This is a genomic window from Streptomyces sp. NPDC042100 (assembly GCF_055582325.1).
The window spans coordinates 1-19,999 of sequence record NZ_JBVJDK010000031.1 but is presented as its reverse complement, the minus strand read 5'-3'; the positions used below and the strand labels follow the sequence as shown (position 1 = coordinate 19,999).

At 73.3% G+C, this 19,999-nt stretch carries 25 protein-coding genes; 7 read left to right on the top strand and 18 right to left on the bottom strand.

What is annotated here, in order from left to right:
• Nucleotides 1-795 precede the first annotated feature (795 nt).
• The 17 genes from ACZ6J5_RS36020 to ACZ6J5_RS35940 all read right to left on the bottom strand — a co-directional run bounded on the left by ACZ6J5_RS36020 (nt 796) and on the right by ACZ6J5_RS35940 (nt 13,100).
• Complete coding sequence (locus ACZ6J5_RS36020; protein WP_469398168.1) at nt 796-1,599, bottom strand: PP2C family protein-serine/threonine phosphatase; 804 nt, start codon at nt 1,597-1,599, stop codon at nt 796-798.
• Between the two features lie 126 nt (nt 1,600-1,725).
• Entirely contained in the window at nt 1,726-2,448 is a 723-nt protein-coding gene (locus tag ACZ6J5_RS36015) for a hypothetical protein (protein ID WP_469398167.1), read from the bottom strand.
• Between the two features lie 385 nt (nt 2,449-2,833).
• Nucleotides 2,834-3,157, bottom strand: a complete 324-nt coding sequence (locus ACZ6J5_RS36010) for a hypothetical protein (RefSeq protein WP_469398166.1) — start codon at nt 3,155-3,157, stop codon at nt 2,834-2,836.
• Between the two features lie 30 nt (nt 3,158-3,187).
• Nucleotides 3,188-3,397, bottom strand: a complete 210-nt coding sequence (locus ACZ6J5_RS36005) for a hypothetical protein (RefSeq protein ID WP_469398165.1) — start codon at nt 3,395-3,397, stop codon at nt 3,188-3,190.
• A 31-nt stretch (nt 3,398-3,428) separates the two neighbouring features.
• Nucleotides 3,429-3,647 carry a hypothetical protein gene (locus ACZ6J5_RS36000; protein WP_469398164.1) on the bottom strand — a complete coding sequence of 73 codons (219 nt, stop codon included), beginning with the start codon at nt 3,645-3,647 and terminating at the stop codon, nt 3,429-3,431.
• A 385-nt stretch (nt 3,648-4,032) separates the two neighbouring features.
• Nucleotides 4,033-4,212: a hypothetical protein gene (locus tag ACZ6J5_RS35995; RefSeq protein ID WP_469398163.1), complete on the bottom strand. Its 180-nt coding sequence runs from the start codon at nt 4,210-4,212 to the stop codon at nt 4,033-4,035.
• Nucleotides 4,213-4,480: 268 nt separating this feature from the next.
• A complete protein-coding gene (locus ACZ6J5_RS35990) occupies nt 4,481-4,957 on the bottom strand; it encodes a hypothetical protein (RefSeq protein WP_469398162.1) in 477 nt (158 codons plus the stop codon).
• A complete protein-coding gene (locus ACZ6J5_RS35985; protein ID WP_469398161.1) occupies nt 4,954-5,730 on the bottom strand; it encodes a ParA family protein in 777 nt (258 codons plus the stop codon). Before ACZ6J5_RS35985 ends, ACZ6J5_RS35990 begins: the two co-directional genes overlap by 4 nt.
• 288 nt (nt 5,731-6,018) lie before the next feature.
• Nucleotides 6,019-7,755 carry a DUF2637 domain-containing protein gene (locus tag ACZ6J5_RS35980; protein WP_469398160.1) on the bottom strand — a complete coding sequence of 579 codons (1,737 nt, stop codon included), beginning with the start codon at nt 7,753-7,755 and terminating at the stop codon, nt 6,019-6,021.
• A 271-nt stretch (nt 7,756-8,026) separates the two neighbouring features.
• Entirely contained in the window at nt 8,027-8,392 is a 366-nt protein-coding gene (locus ACZ6J5_RS35975; protein ID WP_469398159.1) for a hypothetical protein, read from the bottom strand.
• Nucleotides 8,389-8,928, bottom strand: a complete 540-nt coding sequence (locus ACZ6J5_RS35970; RefSeq protein WP_469398158.1) for a hypothetical protein — start codon at nt 8,926-8,928, stop codon at nt 8,389-8,391. The genes ACZ6J5_RS35975 and ACZ6J5_RS35970 overlap by 4 nt, the downstream gene beginning before the upstream one ends.
• A 32-nt stretch (nt 8,929-8,960) precedes the next feature.
• Nucleotides 8,961-9,152, bottom strand: coding sequence for a hypothetical protein (locus ACZ6J5_RS35965; protein WP_469398157.1), 192 nt, complete (start codon nt 9,150-9,152; stop codon nt 8,961-8,963).
• A gap of 181 nt (nt 9,153-9,333) precedes the next feature.
• The gene (locus tag ACZ6J5_RS35960) at nt 9,334-11,604 is read right to left on the bottom strand and encodes an FtsK/SpoIIIE domain-containing protein (protein WP_469398156.1); all 2,271 of its coding nucleotides are present in this window, start codon (nt 11,602-11,604) and stop codon (nt 9,334-9,336) included.
• Entirely contained in the window at nt 11,604-12,380 is a 777-nt protein-coding gene (locus tag ACZ6J5_RS35955) for a hypothetical protein (RefSeq protein ID WP_469398155.1), read from the bottom strand. The genes ACZ6J5_RS35960 and ACZ6J5_RS35955 overlap by 1 nt, the downstream gene beginning before the upstream one ends.
• Complete coding sequence (locus tag ACZ6J5_RS35950) at nt 12,377-12,670, bottom strand: hypothetical protein (protein ID WP_469398154.1); 294 nt, start codon at nt 12,668-12,670, stop codon at nt 12,377-12,379. Before ACZ6J5_RS35950 ends, ACZ6J5_RS35955 begins: the two co-directional genes overlap by 4 nt.
• Nucleotides 12,670-12,909 (bottom strand): hypothetical protein, encoded by a 240-nt coding sequence (locus tag ACZ6J5_RS35945; RefSeq protein WP_469398153.1) that lies wholly within the window; start codon nt 12,907-12,909, stop codon nt 12,670-12,672. Before ACZ6J5_RS35945 ends, ACZ6J5_RS35950 begins: the two co-directional genes overlap by 1 nt.
• A gap of 5 nt (nt 12,910-12,914) precedes the next feature.
• Entirely contained in the window at nt 12,915-13,100 is a 186-nt protein-coding gene (locus ACZ6J5_RS35940; protein WP_469398152.1) for a hypothetical protein, read from the bottom strand.
• Between the two features lie 193 nt (nt 13,101-13,293).
• Here ACZ6J5_RS35940 and ACZ6J5_RS35935 point away from each other — a divergent pair, with 193 nt between their 5' ends.
• From ACZ6J5_RS35935 to ACZ6J5_RS35905, 7 genes are all read left to right on the top strand, one after another.
• Nucleotides 13,294-14,022: a GntR family transcriptional regulator gene (locus ACZ6J5_RS35935; protein ID WP_469398151.1), complete on the top strand. Its 729-nt coding sequence runs from the start codon at nt 13,294-13,296 to the stop codon at nt 14,020-14,022.
• Nucleotides 14,023-14,174: 152 nt separating this feature from the next.
• A complete protein-coding gene (locus ACZ6J5_RS35930; protein ID WP_469398150.1) occupies nt 14,175-14,468 on the top strand; it encodes a hypothetical protein in 294 nt (97 codons plus the stop codon).
• Nucleotides 14,469-14,524: 56 nt separating this feature from the next.
• Nucleotides 14,525-15,406 carry a hypothetical protein gene (locus tag ACZ6J5_RS35925; RefSeq protein WP_469398149.1) on the top strand — a complete coding sequence of 294 codons (882 nt, stop codon included), beginning with the start codon at nt 14,525-14,527 and terminating at the stop codon, nt 15,404-15,406.
• On the top strand, nt 15,403-16,761 hold the full coding sequence (locus ACZ6J5_RS35920) for an AAA family ATPase (RefSeq protein ID WP_469398148.1): 1,359 nt from the start codon (nt 15,403-15,405) through the stop codon (nt 16,759-16,761). The genes ACZ6J5_RS35925 and ACZ6J5_RS35920 overlap by 4 nt, the downstream gene beginning before the upstream one ends.
• 182 nt (nt 16,762-16,943) lie before the next feature.
• On the top strand, nt 16,944-17,396 hold the full coding sequence (locus ACZ6J5_RS35915; RefSeq protein WP_469398147.1) for a protein kilB: 453 nt from the start codon (nt 16,944-16,946) through the stop codon (nt 17,394-17,396).
• Between the two features lie 18 nt (nt 17,397-17,414).
• Complete coding sequence (locus ACZ6J5_RS35910) at nt 17,415-18,017, top strand: hypothetical protein (protein ID WP_469398146.1); 603 nt, start codon at nt 17,415-17,417, stop codon at nt 18,015-18,017.
• Between the two features lie 391 nt (nt 18,018-18,408).
• The gene (locus tag ACZ6J5_RS35905) at nt 18,409-18,744 is read left to right on the top strand and encodes a hypothetical protein (RefSeq protein WP_469398145.1); all 336 of its coding nucleotides are present in this window, start codon (nt 18,409-18,411) and stop codon (nt 18,742-18,744) included.
• Nucleotides 18,745-19,127: 383 nt separating this feature from the next.
• On the opposite strand, the gene ACZ6J5_RS35900 is transcribed toward ACZ6J5_RS35905, so the two are convergent.
• Nucleotides 19,128-19,292 carry a hypothetical protein gene (locus ACZ6J5_RS35900; RefSeq protein WP_469398144.1) on the bottom strand — a complete coding sequence of 55 codons (165 nt, stop codon included), beginning with the start codon at nt 19,290-19,292 and terminating at the stop codon, nt 19,128-19,130.
• Nucleotides 19,293-19,999: the final 707 nt, after the last annotated feature.

The following is a 19,999-nucleotide window of genomic DNA, read 5'->3' as shown; positions in this document are numbered from 1 at the left end:
AGTTCCGCCGGGTGATATTCCGATCCCGCGCCGTCTCCTGCGGAGACAGGACGCGGAGTGACTGCGTCACTCCAAGAGAGCTGCGCCGCTGCGCGGCGCCGGGCGGAGTGAGCCGGGGAGGGCAGTCACCTTCGGTGACTGCGGGGCGGACCGGCCGACCGGGGGCGCGGCCTGTGGGGTGGGGCCGGTCGGGGGGCCATGCCCGCCTTCGGCGGGCATTTTGGCTGTTCAGGCGCCCCTTTGCTGGGGTTGTGGCCGTGGTCCTGGTGGTGAGGCACCTCTGGCCCCTGCGGGGCCGGCGGCTCCTCATCAAGCCCTGAACCTGATCACAGTATGCACTCGGAACGGCCCCATGTCCACCGGTACACCCTCTTGGGGAGCGGACACACTCCGTGACACACGAGGCCACACCCGCCCGACAAGTGGTCTACACCAAAAAAGACAAAAGCGCAGCTACGAGGGCGGGGGTCCGGCCCGGAACCGACACCGTATGCCGAATCCGGGAATACACAACACGCATAGACGGAAAGGGCTCTGACAGCCTGACGGAAAGGGCCCACAAAACCCACATACACAACCCGCAAAAGGCCCCGGAAAAGCCGGGGCTGACCAACCAACAAAGCATCTATGCAGAATACGAATTCACGCCCAATGCGGAACTCGAATACGAGAGGGGTTTGAACGCGGCCCCGGGTCCTGTGCGCCGGTCTCCGACTACAGGCCGCCGAGGCCGGGGGCCGGGGCCTTCGGGTCCGCTGGTCGTCAAGGGGTGGGGGGCTGGGGTTCCGCTGGTCGTCAAGGGGTGCGCGCCTGCGGGTCGGAGGGGTGCGCCTGCGGGTCGGTGAGGTGGGCGATGAGGGCGGTGGTGTTGTCCACGTAGGGCTCGCCGAGTTCGTGCAGGTGGCGGATGGCATCGTCGACGAGGCGTTCGGCGGCGTCGCGTGGGTCGCCGGTGAGGTAGGCGGCGAGGTCGTGGTCTGCGTCTTCGTGGGGTTCGTAGGCGCCGTCGGAGGCGAGCAGGAGCCAGCCGGGCCGGGCGGGGCCGGCGGCGTGCTCGATGGCCGGGTGGCCCCAGATCTGTTCGGTCTCCGTGTCGCTGCGGGTGCTGCCGAGGCAGGCGGTGATCAGGTTGCGGTCGCCCTGGCCCTCGTACGCGCGGCGGGCGTTGTGGTCCTCGGTGAGCTGGCGCAGGGGGCCGAGGCCGTCGAGGAGGAGGTAGGCGCGGGCGTCGCCGGACCAGGCGACGGAGAAGCGTCCGTTGGGGGTGTGGACGGCGACGACGGCCGCGGCGCACGGCAGACCGTGCTCGGCAGAGGCGCGGGCGGGTTCGGCGGCGTAGCGGTCGTACTCAGCGCGCAGGCCGGCTTGGGCGTCGCGGCGTGTGGCGGCGGCGCGGGCGAGGCGGCGGGCGGCGGTGCGGGTCCAGGCGCGGACGGCCGGGGTGTCGCCGACGCCGTCGAGGAGGGCGTACGCGCGGGTGCCGTCCGGGGCGTGGCTGATGGCGGTCGCGTCGCACTGGAAGCCTCGGTCACCGGCGCGCTGGGCGGTCGCGTGCCGGGGCGCGGCCTCGACCTGGTCCTCGTTCGTGTCGTGGTGCACGGGCTGTCCTTCGGGTTGCTCTACAAGTTGCTCTTCACGTTGCCCTGCAGGTTGCCTCCAGGGACCTGCGCGTTTCATGGAACGCGCAGGTCGGGGCGGGTGGTCAAGGGGGTCGGGCCGTGCCGACTACTTCCCCTGGAGACCCTTGTCGGACTCCGGGACGCGGTTCTGGGCGGTGAGGCGGGCGAGGGCGGAGGGGCGGCCCTTCGGGGTGGCGCGGACGGCGTCCCAGTCGATGGCGGGGTGGGCCAGGAGGACGTCGAGGTCGCCGAGGCGGTAGAGCGCGACCGAGGGGGCCCAGGAGCGGGGCTGGTGGCGGCTGCGGACGTGGGTGGCGGGGAGCAGCCAGCGGGCGCGGGTGAGGTGGGCCAGGTCGCTGTCGCGGATGCCCAGGTGGCGGGCGGCGGCGGTGCGGTCGAGGAGCCGGCCGTCGTGGCGGGCTTTGTCGAGGGCGGTGCGGTCGGTGAAGTGCTCGATGGCGAGGCCGTCGTAGAGGGGGTGGCCCTTGTAGTCGCCGGTGCGGGGGATCAGGCCCTTGCGGGCGAGCTCGGGAAGCACGTCCGCCTCGACGGGGACGCCGAAGCGCTCGGTGAACAACTCGGCGGCGCGGGTGGCGCCCATGTCGGGCAGGGTGCCGGTCGCCGCCCAGAGCTCCGCCTTGGCGTCGAGGACGGCCTGGACGACCGCGGCCGACCAGCGGGTGCCGGCGATGTCGGCGGGCGGGATGAGACCGAGGGCCAGGGCGCGCTCGAACCGCCACAGCTCGGCGCCGAGGGCGGCGGGGAACTGGACCGGCCCGAAGCTGACCGGGGTCTCGGCCGGGGTGGTCTGGGTCTTGGTCGTGGGCATCGCGGAACCTCCGGGACGGGCGGTTGGTGGTGCGGTACGAGCACCAGGCCGCACCCGCACCAGACCGCCGTCGGCGTCCACGCCCGTACACAGGAGTGCACGGGAGTGCACGGGCGTCGGCGGCCGGGCGGCTGGTACAGGCGCCGGGTGGCGCCTGAAACATGCCGATAGATCCCGGTTCCTGTCAATAGGCATGGTTTTAGGGTGAGTTGAGGTGCTGGCCTCACAAGCCGCGCCCGCGTACACGAGGCAGCGGTTCACTCGTGCGGGTGAACGGCCGGGCGGTGGCCCGGGGGGCGCGTGCGGGGTGTTCCCGGGCACGCGGACGCCCCGCACGGTGTGTCCGTGCGGGGCGTCGGTGGAGGGGCTGGAGGGGGTGCTGGGTCTACTGCCCGCACTCGCAGCCGGGCGGGCATGTCCCGCCGTCGCCGTACGGGTTCTCGGCGCGCTTCGCGTTCACGCGGACCCGGGATTCCTCGGTGAGGCCGCTGACGAAGCCGAAGTAGAGCTTGGGGTGGGACTGCGCCGCGCCGGGGTCCATCTCCGTGTGGGCGTCGCGTACGTGTGCGCCGACCGCCGCCAGGACGTCGTCCAGGGGGGTTCCGATCCAGTGGGTCGGGCCCATGAACGAGCAGAGCCGGCAGACGGCGGTCACGGTGTTCGCCGGCGGTTCAGCGAGCGAGCGGCCCAGGAAATCGGTGGCGGTCATACCCGGCCAACGAGCCCACGGACGGGCCGGTTACCGGCCCGAGGGGGCCGGGGCGGTCGTCCCGGCGGCCGACTCGACGGTCCGTGCGGCCTGACCGAGCAGCGCGTGCGCCTCACCCAGCCGGAACGCCACGTCGGGGGTGATGCTGCTGTACGCGGCGAGGGTGTCGCGCACGCGCTGCTGGAGCGCCTCGGTGTCGGCGGCGAGGGCGCGGAGGTGGCTGGCGGAGTGGTCTTTCACGGCTCTCCCCGGGGTGTGGTGGAGAACCAGGCTAGGGCGCGGGAGCCTCGGTGCGGGCGCCTTCGCCGAGGACGCGGCGCCCCCGAGAGGCCGGGGCCGGCGGCGGGCCGAGGACTCCCCGGGCGCGCAGGTCCTGGAGGTCGGGGAGGTCGAGGTGCGGCAGGCCGGGGAGTATGTCGGCCTCTTCGGCGCGGATCGGGGCGGTGGGACCGGCGCCGAGGGTGCGGCGGGCGGACGAGGGCGGGATCACAGGGCGAGCGTACGGGCGCTGGCCGGGAGCGATTCCACGGGCTCGTGATACGTCGTCATGCCGGGTCAACGACGCAGGCTCTGGCACGTCGCGGGTCCTGAACGGGCGAGCTGGGCGAGCTGGGCGGGGCTCGGCCCGGCCCCCGGCATCGAGGACAGACCTCTTGTCCGGCTGCGCGTACAAAGAGGTGTCGGCGCGGCGAGGCGGCTTGCCCACGGGCCCTGACATGCGGAAACAGAGCCGTCCGGGAAACCGGGGGTCCCACTCCCGGTCACACCTGCGGTCCCCCGCCTAGACCGCCTCTGCACGCAACCCTCCAGCCCCCTCACGGTGCAACCGCCGAAAGGGGCGCGGCCGGCGGGCTTGCCCACCGGCCGCGCCCGGGTCAGACCTTCAGCGCGGCGACGCCGAGGACGGCGGCGACGAACACGGTGGCGACGCCGACCGCGACGGTCAGCGGGGCGCGCAGGCCGGGGTGGCGCCACACCAGATAGGCCGGGACGGTCACCAGCAGCACGCCGACGACGGCCAGGAGCAGCAGGACGAGCAGGGTGGTCGTGGACAACGGATCCCCCAGAGGTGAGGTGCGGATGCCGCCCGGTCGGCGCGGCGGTCCGCACTATCGAGGGCCCGGGGGTTAGCCCCGCAACCTCCGCTCTGACCTGGTGGCTCCTCCAGGGCGGGCAAGCCTTAGGCGGCCCTGGGCAAGCCCGGCCGCCCCGCATTGGGCAATCCGAACGCAGGCTTGCCCAATGCCTCTGAGAAGGGGTTCGTGACGTCGTGACGTCGTGACGTCGTGACGTCACGGCGTCACGGCGTCTGTGTGGGCTGGATCAGCGCAGGCGTCGGATCAGCGCCTTCGCGGTGGGCTCGTGCTCGCGTGCCAGACGGAGCATCTCGCGGACCGCTTCCGCCTTGTCGAGGCGTCGCAGGCCGGCCTCGCGGCGCAGCCACAGGACGAACGCGTCGAGGTCGTCGGCTTCGTCCGGGTCGAGGCGGACGGTGAGCGCGACCGCGTCGGCGGCCCGGGGCGCGGGGCGGCGGGCGGGCGGCTGTCGGCGGGGCTTCGGAGTCGGCTCGGGCCCGGCCTGGCCCTCTGGGTGGCCGTCGCCCTGGCGGTCGCCGTGCTCCTGGCCGTGCTCCTGGTCGTCCGTGGCGTCGTGGCGTCGTGGCGTCGTGGCGTCACGGCCGGGGGGCGGGGCCTGGTCGCGGGGCTTGTCCGAGGCTTCGCGCAGTGCGCGGAGCGCCTTGAGGTCGCCGGTCAGGCCGGTCATGTCGGGTGCGGGCAGCGGTCCGCGAGCGGCGCTCACGCGGCGACCGCCTTCGCCAGGTCGCGGTACCAGTCCGCGGCTTCCGACTTCGGCGCGTACTCCAGGACGGAGACTTTCGCCCGCCATGCCTTGCGGATGTCGGTGCGCTTGCGGATCTCCGCGATCACCGGCGGGTCGCCGAGCTCCTGGAAAGCTTCGAGCATGGAGGAGACGATCTCGCCGTCGCGGATGTCGTAGCGGGACGGGACCAGGCCGAGGATGTCGACCTGCTCGCCCATCACGTCGCACAGGATCGCGAGCTGACGCATCAGCAGGCGCAGGGCCCGGATGCTGGAGTCTTCCGCCTCCACGGGGATCACGAGGCCGCCTCGGCGGCCGGGGCGGCGGCGGGCGGCCATCAGGGCGCACTCGGTGCCGATACCGAGCGAGGGCGGGGCGTCGATGACGCAGGCGTCGTAGTCGTCCTCGAACTGCGCGAGGAGCCGGGCGAGGCGCATCTCCCTCGCGTTGGCGGCGTACAGGCCCTTGTCGAGGAGGAACATGTCGAGGGCGGTGGGAAGCACGTGAAGCCGGTCGCGGTAGGGCACAACGAGCTCGTGCGGGTCGCCGGCCCATTCGCCGAGGACCCAGCCCTTCATCGTCCGGCCGTCCGGGGACTCGGGGATGCCGAGCGCGTCGGTGAGGTGGCCCTGCGGGTCCCAGTCGACCAGGAGGACCCGGCGGCCGTACTCCGCGAGCGCGGCCCCCACGTTGATCGTGTTGGCCGTTTTGCCGACGCCGCCTTTTTGATTCGTCATCGCGATGATGTCCATGCCCCGGAGCCTAGGACCTCTCGTGACGCCGTGACGTCACGGCGTCACGGCGTCACGGCGTCACGGCGTCACGGCGTCACGGCGTCACGGCGTCACGGCGTCACGGCGTCACGGCGTCACGGCGTCACGGCGCCACGACGCCATGGCGTCGTGGCGCCGTGGCGCCGTGACGCCACGACAGCGCCGCTAGCTGCGTAAACGACGAAAAGGCCCCCGCCCAGTGTCCCGGGCGGGGGCCTCGTGCTGCCGTGACGTCATGGCGTCACGGCAGGTGGTGCGGATGGTGGGTCAGCCGGTGTAGCCGTCCTCGGTGATGAGCTTGTGGGCGGCGTCGCGGCGCTGGCCGGCGACCGTGTGGGAGACGGCCAGGGCCTCCTCGATGTCCTTGAGCGGGACGGCCAGCTTGCTCGGCTCATCGGGGCGGGCGTCGTCCGGGAGGGCATGGTGCGCGGCGAGGATCATGCGGGCGACCTTGCGCACGGCGCGGTCGACCGGGCTCAGCCGCATCGACGCCTCGGCCTCCAGGGCCTCGGCCTCGGCGCGGGCGGCGGTGGCGCGGGCGGCCAGCGTCGCGGCCTCGGCCTCCGCCTTCGCCTGGACCGCCCTCGCCAGGTCTGCCTCGGCGACGGCCAGCCGGGCGGCTTCCCGCTTCTCCTCGGAGGCGGCCCAGGCCTCGCGGGCGGCGGTGTCCGCGCGGTGCTTGGCCGCTTCCGCTTCCTTCCGGTCCGCTTCCGCCTTCGCCGCCATCGCCGCCTTCCGGTTCTCCTCGGCCTTGCGCAGCGCGACGGCGGCACGGGCCTTGGCCTCGGCCGCGACGGCGGTCTGCTCCTCCTCCTCCTCGCGGTCGGCGGCGCGCTCCGCCGCCGTCGCGGCGCGTTCCGCCGCCCGCCGCTCGGCCTCCGCCGCGAGGGCGGCGTTGTGCTTGGCGGTGCCGGCCGCCGCGACGGCGGCGGCCTCGGCCGCCTTCGCCTTCGCCTCGGCCGCCGCCTTGGCCGCGGCCGTGTCGTGCTGCGCGGTCGCCAACTTGGTGTCGATGCCCATGCGACGGATCGTGCTGTCGGCGTCGCGCTCCTCCTCCTCCAGGCGGCGCTCCTCCTCAGCCGCCTTGGCCGCAGCGATCCGGGCGGCCTCGGCCCGGGCGCGGCGGTCTGCGTCCTCCTGCTGCTTGCGCGGCTGGTCCAGCGCCTCGTCCACGGACAGCCCGTAGACGGCCAGGGTGAACGGCAGCATCGCCTCCGCACCGGCCTTCTTCCTCCAGGCCCGCCCGTGCTTGTGCTGGAGCCACGCCCCATAGACGACGCGTTCCTGCTCCATGGTGACCATGCGGCTGTAGGAGGGGACCTCCCACAGCTTCATCCGCCGGTACAGGCCCCAGGTCTTGAAGGGGGACAGGATCCAGCGGTGCAGCGGCACGCCGTCGGACTCCGCGCCCAGGACCAGGCGGTTGGTGCGGATGATGAGGTGGCGGGCGGCCTCGACGGCGGCGACGAACAGCAGCGGCAGCACGCCGTGCATCAGCGCGCCCAGCGGGTCCGCCTTGATGGGCTCCTGGCCCGCCGAGGCGTTGAACACGATCGTGGCCACCGTCAGCAGGTGGGCGATCAGGCGCAGCAGCGGCTTGGGCATCCGGCGGTGGACCAGGACCAGGTCCATGCCGTACATGGCGATGATGCCCGCGTCGATGCCGACCGGGAACGCCCAGGAATACCAGCCGAACCCGTGCCTCTCGGCGAGCCCCTGGAGCGCGTCGTAGGAGCCGGTGAACCCGATGCCAGCGACCACGGCCGCGGCGAACAGGGAGAGGCGGACGACCCACCGCATCACCTTCACCGACCACGGCCGCGCACCGCCCGCAGCAGCCGGCGCGGCGGACGCCGGGACGGTCGCCGGGGCGGGCTCGGCGGTGGGCGGAGCGTCGTCCGCGCGCGGCGGAACGAGCGCGCCAGCGTGCGGAACGGGCGCGGCGGGCGCCGGGACGGAGGCCGGTGCGGGCTTGGCCGGGGTGCGTGTGATCTGGTCCTGCATCCCGGCAGTCTCTCCCGGACCGGCCGCATCCGGAGCGCCGGGCGCGCGCGGCGGAACGGCCGCCGGGGCGGGCGGAACGGCCGGATGCGTGTGGCCGTTCAGCCGGTTCGGGTAGGTTTCCGTCTGCGTCATGAGGGTGTTCTCCTCTGTCGTGCGCGGGGCCGGGAGGTGGTTCTCCTGGCCCCGCTTCGGTGTCTGGGGGTGGGTCAGCCGGCCGCGAGGGCCGACAGCAGGACGGCGGCGAGGGCGGTCTGGGTGGTGGTCATGGTGGTCACGCCTCCGGGCCCAGGCCGAGGAGCTGGAACGGGAACGGGGCGGTGGCGTGCTCGACGCGGCAGGCGCGCAGCCAGCACCAGGTGAACGGGAACCTCGGGGCGCGCAACTGCTTCACGGCGAGGGCGCGGTGGTGGCCGTCGGAGACGTACACCTCGTGGCTGCGGTCATCGACGCCGAGGAGGATCGGCTGGTCCAGGCCCCGCTGGGGGATCGTGGCCAGCAGGCCGGCCATGATGCGCCGGTCCCGCTCGTGGCGGGAGAACAGCCGCTCGACGCCCGCCCAGTGGGCGTGCTCGGTGGGGTGGATCGCGTCGTCGGTGAGCATCCGGGTGGGCATCCAGCCCCGGTACCGGGCGCTCACCGGCCGGTCCGCATCGTGGTGCGGGCGATGAGGCCGCGGGCGGTCTGGCTGGTGGTGCGGTGCTCCTGGCGGACCGGCCCGGCGTAGTGGTGGTGGTGCGTGACGGGGGCGGCCTCGGCGGCGGCCTGCCCGGCGCGGCGGACCAGACGGGTGAGCGCGGCGACGACCGCGACGGGGGCGCCGACGGCCAGGGCGAGGGTGACCGGGTCGACTCCGGCGAGCGCCCACAGGGCGACCCCGGCGCCGGTGCCGGCCATCAGCGTCCCGGCCCCGGCCGCGAGCATCACCACCGACGCGTCCGTCGCCCGCTGCGACATCGGGGCGCGGCCGGGCTGGGCGATGGGGAAGGCGTCGCCGTAGGCGGGGACGGGGGCCGGGTCGCGGTAGGAGGTGGCGAGCGGCTCCGCCAGGGCGGCGGGGAGCTCCGCCGGGACGGTGCCGGGGGCGGCGGCGGGGGCCAGGGCGTCCTCGACGGCCGCGATGAGGGCGGCGGCGCGGCCGGCGGCCTCGCCGGGGGCGGGCTTGTTCGATTCCATGGGGGGGGTCCTCCTCGCTGGTGTCGGGCGGGTCAGGCGCGGACGGTCCAGCCGCGCTCGGTGCGGCGGATCTCGAAACTCGCGCCGGTGATGCGGCCCTGGGCGGGCAGGACCGGGCCGATACCGAGGGCCTCGATCCGGGTGAGCATGTCGGCGATGACGGCGGCGTGCTGGGCGGCCTGGGCCTCCTTGCGGCGCAGGTCCTCGGGGCGTCCGGTGAACATGGCCACTCCTCACGGTGAGTGATCGTCAGGCGGGCTCAAGAGCGGGGGAAATGACAGTCAAGGCCCGAAGTCATGCCCTCTGACGTGCAGAGTTCCTTGACTCCTCTTTAGGCCCCCGGCGGGCCTGACAGACAGACGTCAGGCCCGGCCGGAACTGTCATACCGTCACTTTCCGTGACCTCTAGGCGGGCTGGAGGGGGGAGTGGAGGATCGTGTAGGCGCCGTGCCCGTCGCGCTGGAGCAGGCCGGCCTCGACCATCCGCTTGAGCTCGCCCTGCATCCAGGGGCGCTTGCGGCCGGTCGCGACGGTCGCGGGGATGAGGTCGGCCGGCTCGAACTCCAGCCGCCCGGACTGGACCCAGCCGTCGATCTCGGCGTAGAGGGTGTGGCGGGCCTCGTCGGTCGTCATCCGCTGCGGCTGTTCGAATTCGATGCCGCTGTCGTCGTCGGTCTCGGGGACGTCGTCCTCCAGGCCGAGGTGGGCGTAGTCGGCGTCGGGCTCGGGATCGCCCGGGATAGCGCCGAGGATCTCGTCGTAGGCGTCCTGGATCTCGATCTCGGCGGTCTGCTCGATCATCGTCGTGTCCTCGAACTCGTCGCCGTCGTCGGCGATGTCGGCGGTGGTGGCGTACTGGTCGGCGGAAGGGGCCGGGGCCGGGAGCGGAACCGGGACCACGGCCGGCGGAACGGGCCGGGGCGCGGGCGGAGCGGCCTGCGCGCCGCCGGGGTAGGCCGGGAAGCGCGACGGACCGGGGTAGGCCATCACCTCGGCCCCGAACTCGATGCCCATGGAGCCGAGCCACGTCATGGCGGCCTGGGAGCGCTCGGCGGCCCCGGGGGTGGTGCGGTTGGTGCCGCGCCCGGCGCGCTGGGCGTATGCCTGGCCGAGAGCGGCGGCGGTGGTGTCGTCGAGCGGGTCGCGCCACAGGGCGGCGGCGTCGACCAGGGCGGCCAGCACGTTGCGGTCGGTCAGGGCGGAACGGGCCTCCATCGTCCAGCGGTCCTGGGGGATGCCCATGCCGGTCGCGAACCCATAGCCCGGCCGGTCCGAGCCCCAGGCGGGGACGGCACCGGCGTCGGTGACGGAGTCGGGCAGGCAGAACCCGGCGTCGGCCGCCTTGTCGACGCCCATGCACACCGCGCCCTGGAGGTTGGCACGCACGTCGGTGGACATGTTGCCCCAGGTGGCGCGCTGGAGGCTGATCCCCAGCCAGATCCCGACCGAGCGCGCCTTGCGCGCGATCTCCTCGATCTCGTTGAAATCGGCCAGGTCGGCGGCCTCCTCGATCCACAGCAGCACCGCGTTGAGCGACGAGGCGGGGGCCCACTGGTCCAGGCCCTCCTCCGCCAGGACGGTGCCGCGCGCCCGGATCGCCGCCGGGAGCGACTTGAGCAGCCGCTTGGCCTCCTTGGCGTCCTGGACCAGCCAGTCGATGCCCGGGGTGATGTGCCCGACGGTCTGCCGGCCCTTGGCCACGTCGATCAGGAACACCGACATCTTGCGGCGGGTGGCCAGGTGCACCGCCAGGGTCCGCAGCAGCTCGCTCTTGCCGGCGCCGGGGACGCCCATGACCAGGACATGCTGGAGGATCGCCGCGCTGAACGGGTCGATGAGCCACGTCTCGCCGTCGGCGTAGCGGCCGAGGACGACCGGGTGCGTCGGGTCCAGGCCGAGTGTCTCGGGCATCGTGAACGGGACGCCCGCCTTGAGCAGGTCGGCCACGCGGATGGAGACGGTGCCCCGCGCCGCGTTCTCCGGGTCCGGGGTCACGATCACCCCGGACGGCGGGACCTGGAGCGCGGCCGCGACCTTCGACGCCGTCGACTGCACGGCGTCGATCGTGCTGCTCGGCCCCACCTCGATCGCTGCGCGCACCGTGCCCTTGCCGGTGCCCTCGGCCGACTTGACCGCGACCTTCTCCCAGCCGATCGCCGCGGCCAGCTTGCCCAGCGTCCCGCCGTTGCTCTCCTCGGCCTCCGGGTCGGCCCCGCCGCCCGTGCCCATGATCTGGCGGGCGTTCCACGACGCGGCGAGCAGGCCGCCGCCCATCAGCCACAGGTCGAGCATCGGGTGCCCGAAGGGGCCGGCGGACACGGCGCAGGTGAGCCAGCCCATCGAGGCCGCCACCGTCGCCGTCGCCTGCGCCCTGCGGAAGCGGCGGAACTTCGTGCTCGCGGGGGAGGTCTTCCACGTGACGACCGACAGGGCCGCGCCGCCGAGCGCGATCCCGGCCGACGCGAGGCCCGCGGACATCGCCGCGTCGCCCCACAGCAGGTTGACGGCGGTCCCGGCGGCCGGGGGCAGCGTCGCCGCCGCGATCCACGGCGGCGTGTACGGCAGCGCCTTCGCCAGGGCGTACGACGCGAGGCCCTTGCCCACGTTCCCCGCAACCGCGACCAGCTCGGAGCCCACACCGCCCGCAGCAGTGTCCGCCTTCTTGGTGCGCGCCATCACACGTCCCCGATCGTGAACTCGCGCTTCTTCGGGGCGGCCTTGCCGGACTTCGCCCGCTTGGCCTCCTGCTCCGGCTTCACGAAATGGCGGTCGAACGCGTGGCCCATTTTCAGGGCGCCGACGCCGAGGGCCTTCGCGGCCTCGGCCGACACCCGCAGGTGCGCCGCGACCAGCCGCGCCTTGACCTTCGACCCGGCGCCGAACGTGTACCAGCGGCCCTTGTAGGTGCTGAGGACGCCCTGGACCTCCTCGGCCCGCATCCCCAGGATCAGGTGGAGCTCCCTACCGAGGCGGTTGATGGCCTTGGCGAGGGCGAGGATGTCGCGGTCCGAGCGGATCTCGATCCGCTCCACCGCGTAGATCAGCCGGTCGCCCTGGTGGAACGAGCCGGAGCTGCCGGTGCCGTCGGCCGCAGCCGCCCCGCCCCGGCCGCCACCCCGGCCGCCGCCACCGCCGGCGGCCCCGCCGCCGACGTGGACGTTGATCGGCGGGAGCATCTGCCCGGCCGCGCCGCCGACGAACGCGCCCGCCGCCGAGCCGACCGCGGTGCCGACGGTGCCCGCGACGTTCTGCGCACGGAACGCGCCGTTGCCGGAGTGCCCGAACGCCTGCTCCGGCACCGCCTGCCGCGGCGGGTGCTGCGGCATCGGCGGCACCTGCGCGGCCTGCGGCTCCGGCGTGCCGTCATCCAGCACCCACGCCGACCCCCGCCCCGCCGGGCGCGCCCCGAAGTCGTTGTTGTCGTTCCAGTCGTACACAGTCGGCTGGCTCATCGCCCGGTCTCCCCGTTCTCGTCGTGCAGCGTCATGAAGCCGAACCACATCGGCGTCCGGATCTGGTCCAGCGCGATCTCCGGGTCGCCCGACGCCTCCACGGCGACGGCGGCCCGCTCGATCAGCTCGTGCGCCGCCATGAACCGCGCCGTGGCGACGGCGGCGTACAGGTCGGCCGGGCCCATCCGGGTCCGGGTCGCCAGCCGGACGGCGAGCCCGGCGAGGCGGGCCGCGCGGGCCACGGCGGCGGCGGCCCGGTCGACCAGGAGCACGCGCATCTGCCCGTACATCAGCGGCCACCCCCGGTCAGGGCGAAGGCGCTGTGGACCCGGCCCGAGCCGCCGACCAGCGCGACCACCGTCATCCGCTCACCCGACGGCGTCCTCAGCGGCTCGCCCTGCGCGGTGAGGGTGAACACCACCGGCTCGAACCCGGCCAGGGTGTTGCGGCCGATCGACAGGTAGACGTCCGTCTCCCCGGCCTCGACCTCGTACCGCGCCGCGACCGGCCCGCCCAAGAAGGCGTACACGGCCCTCACCGCGCACCCCCCTGCTGCGCCTGCTCGCCCAGCGCCTCCGCCAGCCGGCCCGCCGCCTCATTCGCCGCCGCCAGCGCGTTCTGCGCCTGCGCCCGCGCCGCCTCCAACTGCTGCACCGGCTCCTGGCGGTCCTCACCGCCACCCGCCCTCGCGCCCACCAGGCGCTGCGCGACAATCGACACGTCGGTTCCTTTCGGTCTGAGGAACTGCTCCGGGTGGCCCCGCCCGCGATCGGTCGAAGGTGATCGGGTGGGGCCGCTGGCGCCGCGAGCGGCCCCAGTGCGACCAAGGTACTACACTGTGTACGTAAGTGCCACACTGTTGTAGTATCGAGTTGCGAGAAGGCAGAACCCGCAGCTCACGAAGGAGCCCACGATGGAAATCGGCTATCTGGACATCGCCGATCACTACCGGCGATTGATCGCTGACCGACAGATCCCCGACGGCGAGCGGCTGCCGTCAGTACGCGACATCGCCACCGAGTGGAACGTCGCCACCAAGACGGCGCAGCGGGCGTTGAAGGCACTGGCCATGGAGGGCTACGCCTCGGCGGCGCGCGGCCTCGGGTACGCCGCGACGTTCCGCCCCCACGACATCGCCACCCTGCGCGTACGCGTCAACGGATCCCGCGAGCGGGGCGAGGCGTACTCCGCGGAGGACACCCAGCGCATCCTCTCCGCCGCGCTGACGCCCACCGGCGGCGCCGTCGCCGACGTCCTGGGGGTCACCCCGGGGACCCCGGCGATCCTCCGCACAGGGAGCGTGACCCGGGCCGGACGAGTGATCCGCATGTCCCACTCCTGGTTCCCCGCCGAGCTGGGCGACCTCGTCCCTGAGCTGCTGGAGACCGTCTCGACGCCGCCCGGAAACGTCGCGCGAATCGAGGCGGCCACGGGGCGCAAAACGGAGCTCACGGCCGATCACTTCACCGTGGACCTCACCGGCCTCCAGCACGTCGAGGCGTTCGGAGTGCCGCAGGGGACCCCTGTCCTCGTGCGCACCACCGTCCGCCACGACGGCCAAGGCGTGATCGAGCACGGGACGACCTGGTTCCCCCGAGGCGTCGTGCTGGCCGTCGAGTACAACGACCAGGCCACCAAGTAGCGCGCCGCGCGCTCGCCACTGTCCACAGGGTCGATGCGCAAGCATGGGCCCACAACGCAGCAGGCCCCGCAGATGCGGGGCCTGAGGGGGCCGATCCGGGGCGCATCCCGGTGGTCGGCCGAGCACACGAGATGAGTGGAGGTGCGCTCCCCTTGAGCGTACGAGATGTACAGCGCGACACGCCACAGCACCCCCGGGTCTGGACTCGCACGGGTGACCCGCAGTCGCTGGCCGTCACCGCACAGCAGTCGGCGGCTGAAGACGACCGCCTGTCGCTGACCGCGCTCGGCGCCTACGTCCGGATCTGCCGGATGCCCAAGGGCACCCAGTTCACCGCGGAGTCGCTCGCGTCCAGGAAGGGCGAGGACCCGGCGAAGCTTCTGAAGGCGCTGGCCGAGCTGGAGACGTACGGCTACCTCGACACCCTGACGGAGGCCGGCCGATGAGGTGGGAGCGAGGCGAAGACGCACCGGTCACCTGGACGACGCTCGACAACGCCGTGGTGGACGACGACCTGTCGTGCCGGGCGCTGGGGCTGCTGACGCGGTGGCTGCGTCGGCCGCCGGGCGCGGAGCTCGACTCCGTCCCGGACATGGTCAAGCGGGCGAAGCGCGCGGGGAAGAAGAACCTGGAGGGCCGCGACGCCCTGTACGCCGCCTCCTACGAGCTGGAGACGGCCGGGTACCTCGTGCGGGAGCTGGTGACGGAACGCGGCCAGCACGAGTGGGTCGTACGGATCTACCGCAGCCCCGTCGAGCCGGGGCTGCGGTCTGACCCGGCGGAGCGCAAGCGGGGCGCCACGAAGCCGCCTGCCACAAAGCCGCAGGTCACACCGATTACGGATTTCCAGGAACCGGGAAACCAGGAATCGGTTTCTCCGGATTCGGGGGACCCGAATCCGGAGAATCAGGCTTCCTCCCCTAAGGACTCTCTTAAAGACTCTTCTCTCTCTGGTCCCGCCGGTCCCTCGGGTGACGGGTCGGAGGCTGGCGGAGAGAGAGAGGCGGCTGCGCCGGAGGACAACCCCGCCGGGGCTGACGCCACGGCTGCGGCTGTCCCTCAGGGCGCGGACGTGGTCGTCGCGGCGTACGAGGCGGCGGCGGGTCGGCGTCTGGCGAACGCGGCGCGGCAGCGGCTGCGGGCGCAGGCGGTCCGGCTCCTCGCGGCGGGCCGTGAGGTCGGGTGGCTGGCGGAGCGGGCGGCGGAGATGCCGGCCAACGGCTGGACGGACCTGGAGATGCACGTGGGCCACCCTCGTCACCGGCTGCCGGTCCAGGCCGGGCAGGCGGCGGGCGGTGGTGCTCCTGGTGGTGAGCGGCGGGCGACGCCTGCCGAGGTCGAGGCGCTGCGGGCACGGGTCGCGATGCTGGGGAGCGGGCTGTGAGCGGGGCGCTGGAGGTCCGTGAGGAGATCAGCGACGCGGAGGACATCGCCTGCGGGACGCTGCTGCACCACGAGGCCGGGGAGATCGCTCCGGACCTGATCGACGCCCTGGAGCCGGAGGACTTCTACTCCCACCGGCACGGCGAGCTCTGGTCCCTGCTGTCCGAGCGGTGGGCGGCGAAGGCGCCGTGCGACCCGGCCGCGGTGGCGGCCGAGCTGACGCGCCGCGGTGACCTGGCCCGGCTCGGCGGTGTGGTCTGGCTCCACCAGCTCTACAACGCGGTGCCCGCCGTCGGCCATGCCCTGCACTACGCCGAGCTGGTCCGCGAGGACGCGCAGTGGCGGTCGCTCGCGGTGGCCGGCACCCGCATGGTCGCCGCCGCGCACCGCCGCGAGGGCTCCGTGGCCGAGGCCGCCGAGTCGGCGGTCGAGGGCGCCCGCGCCGTCCGTGACCGCCAGGGCGCCGCCGAGGTCCCGGCCCGGGACCTGATCGACTTCCTGGCCGAGGAGGACGACACCCCGGAGTGGGTGATCCCCGGCGTCCTGGCCCGCTGGGAGCGGCTGATGATCACGGCCGGGGAGGGCGGCGGCAAGAGCCTGCTGCTGCGCCAGATCCTCATGCGGGCGGCGGCCGGACTGCACCCGTGGAAGCGCGCGCGGATCGCCCCGGTCCGCGTGCTCCTGGTCGACGCCGAGAACGCCGACGGGCAGATCCGGCCGTGGCTGCGGCGCATGGCCGCCGCCGCCGAGGGCGAGGGCGCCCCCGTCTCCCGGGGTCAGTTCCACCTGGAGGTCCGCCCGGAGGGACTGGACCTGACCACGGCCACCGACCGGGCGTGGCTGGCACGCACGGTCGAGCGCACCCGCCCCGACCTGATCAGCATCGGCCCGCTCTACAAGCTCACCACCTCGGGCGCCTCCGACGAGGAGGCGGCCCGGCCGCTGATGAGCGCGCTGGAGATGGTCCGCACGGTCTCCGGCGGCGCGGCCATGGTCCTGGAGGCGCACTCGCCGCACGCCTCGATGGGCAGGCGCGACCTGCGCCCCATCGGCAGCTCACTGTGGATGAGGTGGCCGGAGTTCGGGTTCGGCCTGGCGGAGTCGAAGGAGGCCGGCGCGGACGAGATCCGGCTGCGGGACTGGCTCGCCTGGCGCGGCCCCCGCTCCGAGCGGGACTGGCCCGCACAGTTCTGCGAGGGCGTCACCTGGCCCTGGCAGGCGATCCAGCACGCCGGGAACGCGCCCGTGCCGCACCTGACGCTCACCGACGACCAGGAACAGCGGGCGGTGGCCGCAGGGCTCATCCCCGCCCCCGCAGCACAGCCGGAGTCCTGGGACGACCAGCAGATCCGCTGAGGCCCAGGAAGCCATCTGTGCGGCGATCTGACGGCCCCGGAGATCAAAAAGGCACCCGTGATCATCCGGGGGCACGAAAGGCCGTCAGATCGCCGTACAGCGCCCCGCGTTCGGTCCGGGCCCCCGGACCGCCGCCCGCACGTACCGGCACCACACCCAAGACCACCCGGAGGGGGACTCCCATGCTCGCCACCGTGATCGCCGTCCTCGGCACCCTCCTCGGCGCGATCGTCGCCGGGATCATCCAGCACCGCACCGCCCGCACCGGCCGCGACGCCCAGCGCACCGACCAGCGCCGCGACCAGGAACTCGCCGCCGTCACCGGATTCGCCTCCGCCGTCGCCGCACACCGCCGCGCCATGGCCATCCGCGAAGACCTCCGCCTCACCGGCGCCGACGACCAGGCCGTCGCCGCCGCCCGCGCCGAGTCCCACGCCACCCGCTCCGCCATCGAGGCCCCCCGCGTCCTGGTCGCGATCCTCGCCCCCACCCTCGCCCCCGCCGCCGACCGCGCCGCGAAGGCGTCGTACGCCCTGCGCGGCGCCCCCGACACCGCCACCCTCGGCACCCTGCGCGAGGCCGCCATCCGCGAGGCCGACACGTTCACCGCCGCCGCAGCGGCCCACTTCGCCTGAAAGGCCAGGTGACCCACCATGTCCGGATCCCCCGACCTGTGGTCCCGCTGGGGCGACTGGCGCAAGGCCCACGCCACCGGCATGAAGGGCGGCGAGGCCCTGATCCTGGAGCTGAACCGCATCGTCCACAGCTCCGGCATCACCTCGACCGTCACCTCGAACCGCGGCCTCGCCGCCCGACTCCGCTACCTCGACAGCCCCGCCGGCCGCGCCGAACTCGCCGCCCAGGGCATCTCACCGCGCACCATCCGCACCTGGATGAAATCCAAGGGAAAGACGTCGCCGACTTCCGCCAGCCGGGACCGAATTGACACCGCCTATTGGAATCGTCGCCGCGAAAACCTGATCCGCTCCGGCTGGCTCGCCAAACACCTCGACAACGACGGACGCGGACAGCGCATGGAAATCTACCCCGTCGACCAATCCCGAGTAGACCCGAAATACCGGCGCGACCTGAACACCCGCACCATCACCGTCCGATACATCTGGACCGATCTCGTCGGCGCATGGGCATCCCGCAATTCCACCGCCATAGACGAAATCTGGGACGACGTCATCACCGACCTCGATTCGGACTATGCGGCATACGCATACGTCTCCTCCGTCGGCATCAGCGCCTGACTCGCCCCCGCCCCCCGCCGCGCGTGCCCCCGGCCACCCCCGGCCGGGGGCACGCGCACGTCCTGGACCCGATGCCCCCGGAACGGCCGCCCCGGTCCCGGTGCCCGGCCCCCGCCCGGCGAGGCGCGCCAGCGGCCCGCCCCGGGCCGCAGTAAGGTCGCGGCGCCCCGCAGCGCCGTACCCGCCGCCGGCCCCGCCGCAGACGCCTGTCACGCCCCCTGTCACGGCGCCTGTCACGCTGCCTGTCACACAGGGCCCAGTAACACGCTCCGCCGCAGGTCAGACCCCCAAACCCCCACCCCAGCCGCGTGTGTGACCGGGAGCGTGACACACGCCCCGGCGCCGCGCCCGCGTTCTCTGTCCACAGGACACCCGGCCCAGCGTGGGGCTCATGCGAAACACAAACGACCCCACAGCACCCACCTGCGAGTACCACAACGCCAGCAGCCCGGACACGAGAAAGGAGTGCGAGAGCGAGATGCCGGTCGGCCCCCAGCAACAGCTCGCCTACCTCCTGGAGCACGACGGCATCGAGCGCGTGACCGCCGGGACGGGCCTCAGCCGGTGGGCCGTCCGCTGGTACGCCCGCGGCCACACCCTCTTCCCCCCGTCCGAGAGGCTGCGGCGGCAACTGGATTCGATGGCCCTCGCCAGCGTGTGCCCGGTACGGAGGGCCCTGTGGGACGAGTACCACCTCCAGCAGCTGAAGAAGCGGCGACCCTGGTAGGCCGACAGGCGGCCCGCTGCGCCCTGGGAGGGCGGGGCCGGGTCCCGGGGCGGCGCTCCCAGGGGCGCTGGAGGGTCTGTGTGCCCGTCTGGCGGCCGCTCGTCCCCGTCCTGGTCCCGGAAGGCATGGAGGGGGTTGCGGGGGAGCTCCAGCGCCCGCACGCCCGCCCACTGGCCTGCCCGCCCACGGTCACCCGCGCCACGCACGCGTGAGGCCCCCGGGGCCGGGGCGGCCGACGTCCGCCTCGATGAGGACCAGGCCGTGAGGACCAGGTCCACCGCGTGCCGCGCGTGACGCGTGCCCCGCGTGCCGTGCGCGCGCGTGACGCGGGGCAGCGCCGCCAGGCCGCCCTCGCCCGAGGCCGGCCTGGCGGCGGCGCGGGACTAGCCGGCGGGAGCGTCGGCGGGCACGACGCCCTTCCCGTCGCAGATGTCGCACGGGATCACGGCGGGGTCCTGGCACAGCGGGCTGGGGCACTCGTGGTGGTACGGGTTGGCGATCGCGCCGGTGCCATCGCAGTCCCAGCAGGGAGACGTAGCAGAGCTCATGCGGGGCATCGTGCCAGCCCAGACCTGCACTCCGGATCTGATTTGCGGAAGCCGCATCGACCCTGTACCGATTCCGCATACGGCGTGAATTCGCTTTCAGCGCAGGCCTCCTGTTGGCGGGTCAACGGCCTCTTCTAGGGCGGCTTTTGCGGGTTGTGTATGTGGGTTTTCGGGTGTCCTTTCCGTCAGGTCGTCAGGTCCCTTTGTGTCTATGCGTGTTGTGCATTCCCAGATTCGGCGTGCGGTGTCGGTTCCGGGCTGGACCCCCACCCCCGTAGCTGCGCTTTTGTCTTTTCTGGTGTAGACCACTTGTCGGGTGGGTGTGGTCTCCTGTGTCACGGAGTGTGTCCGTTCCCCGAGGGGGTCTACTGGTGGACATGGGGCCGTTCCGTGTGCATACTGTGATCAGGTTCAGGGTTTGATGAGGAGCCGCCGGCCCCGCAGGGGCCAGAGGTGCCTCACCACCAGGGCCACGGCCACACTCCCACCAGCAGGGCGTCTGACCAGCCAAAATGCCCGCCGAAGGCGGGCATGGCCCCCCGACCGGCCCCACCCCACAGGCCGCGCCCCCTGGTCGGCCGGTCCGCCCCGCAGTCACCGAAGGTGACTGCCCTCCCGGGCTCACTTCGCCCGGCGCCGCGCAGCGGCGCAGCTCTCTTGGAGTGACGCAGTCACTCCGCGTCCTGTCTCCGCAGGAGACAGCGCGC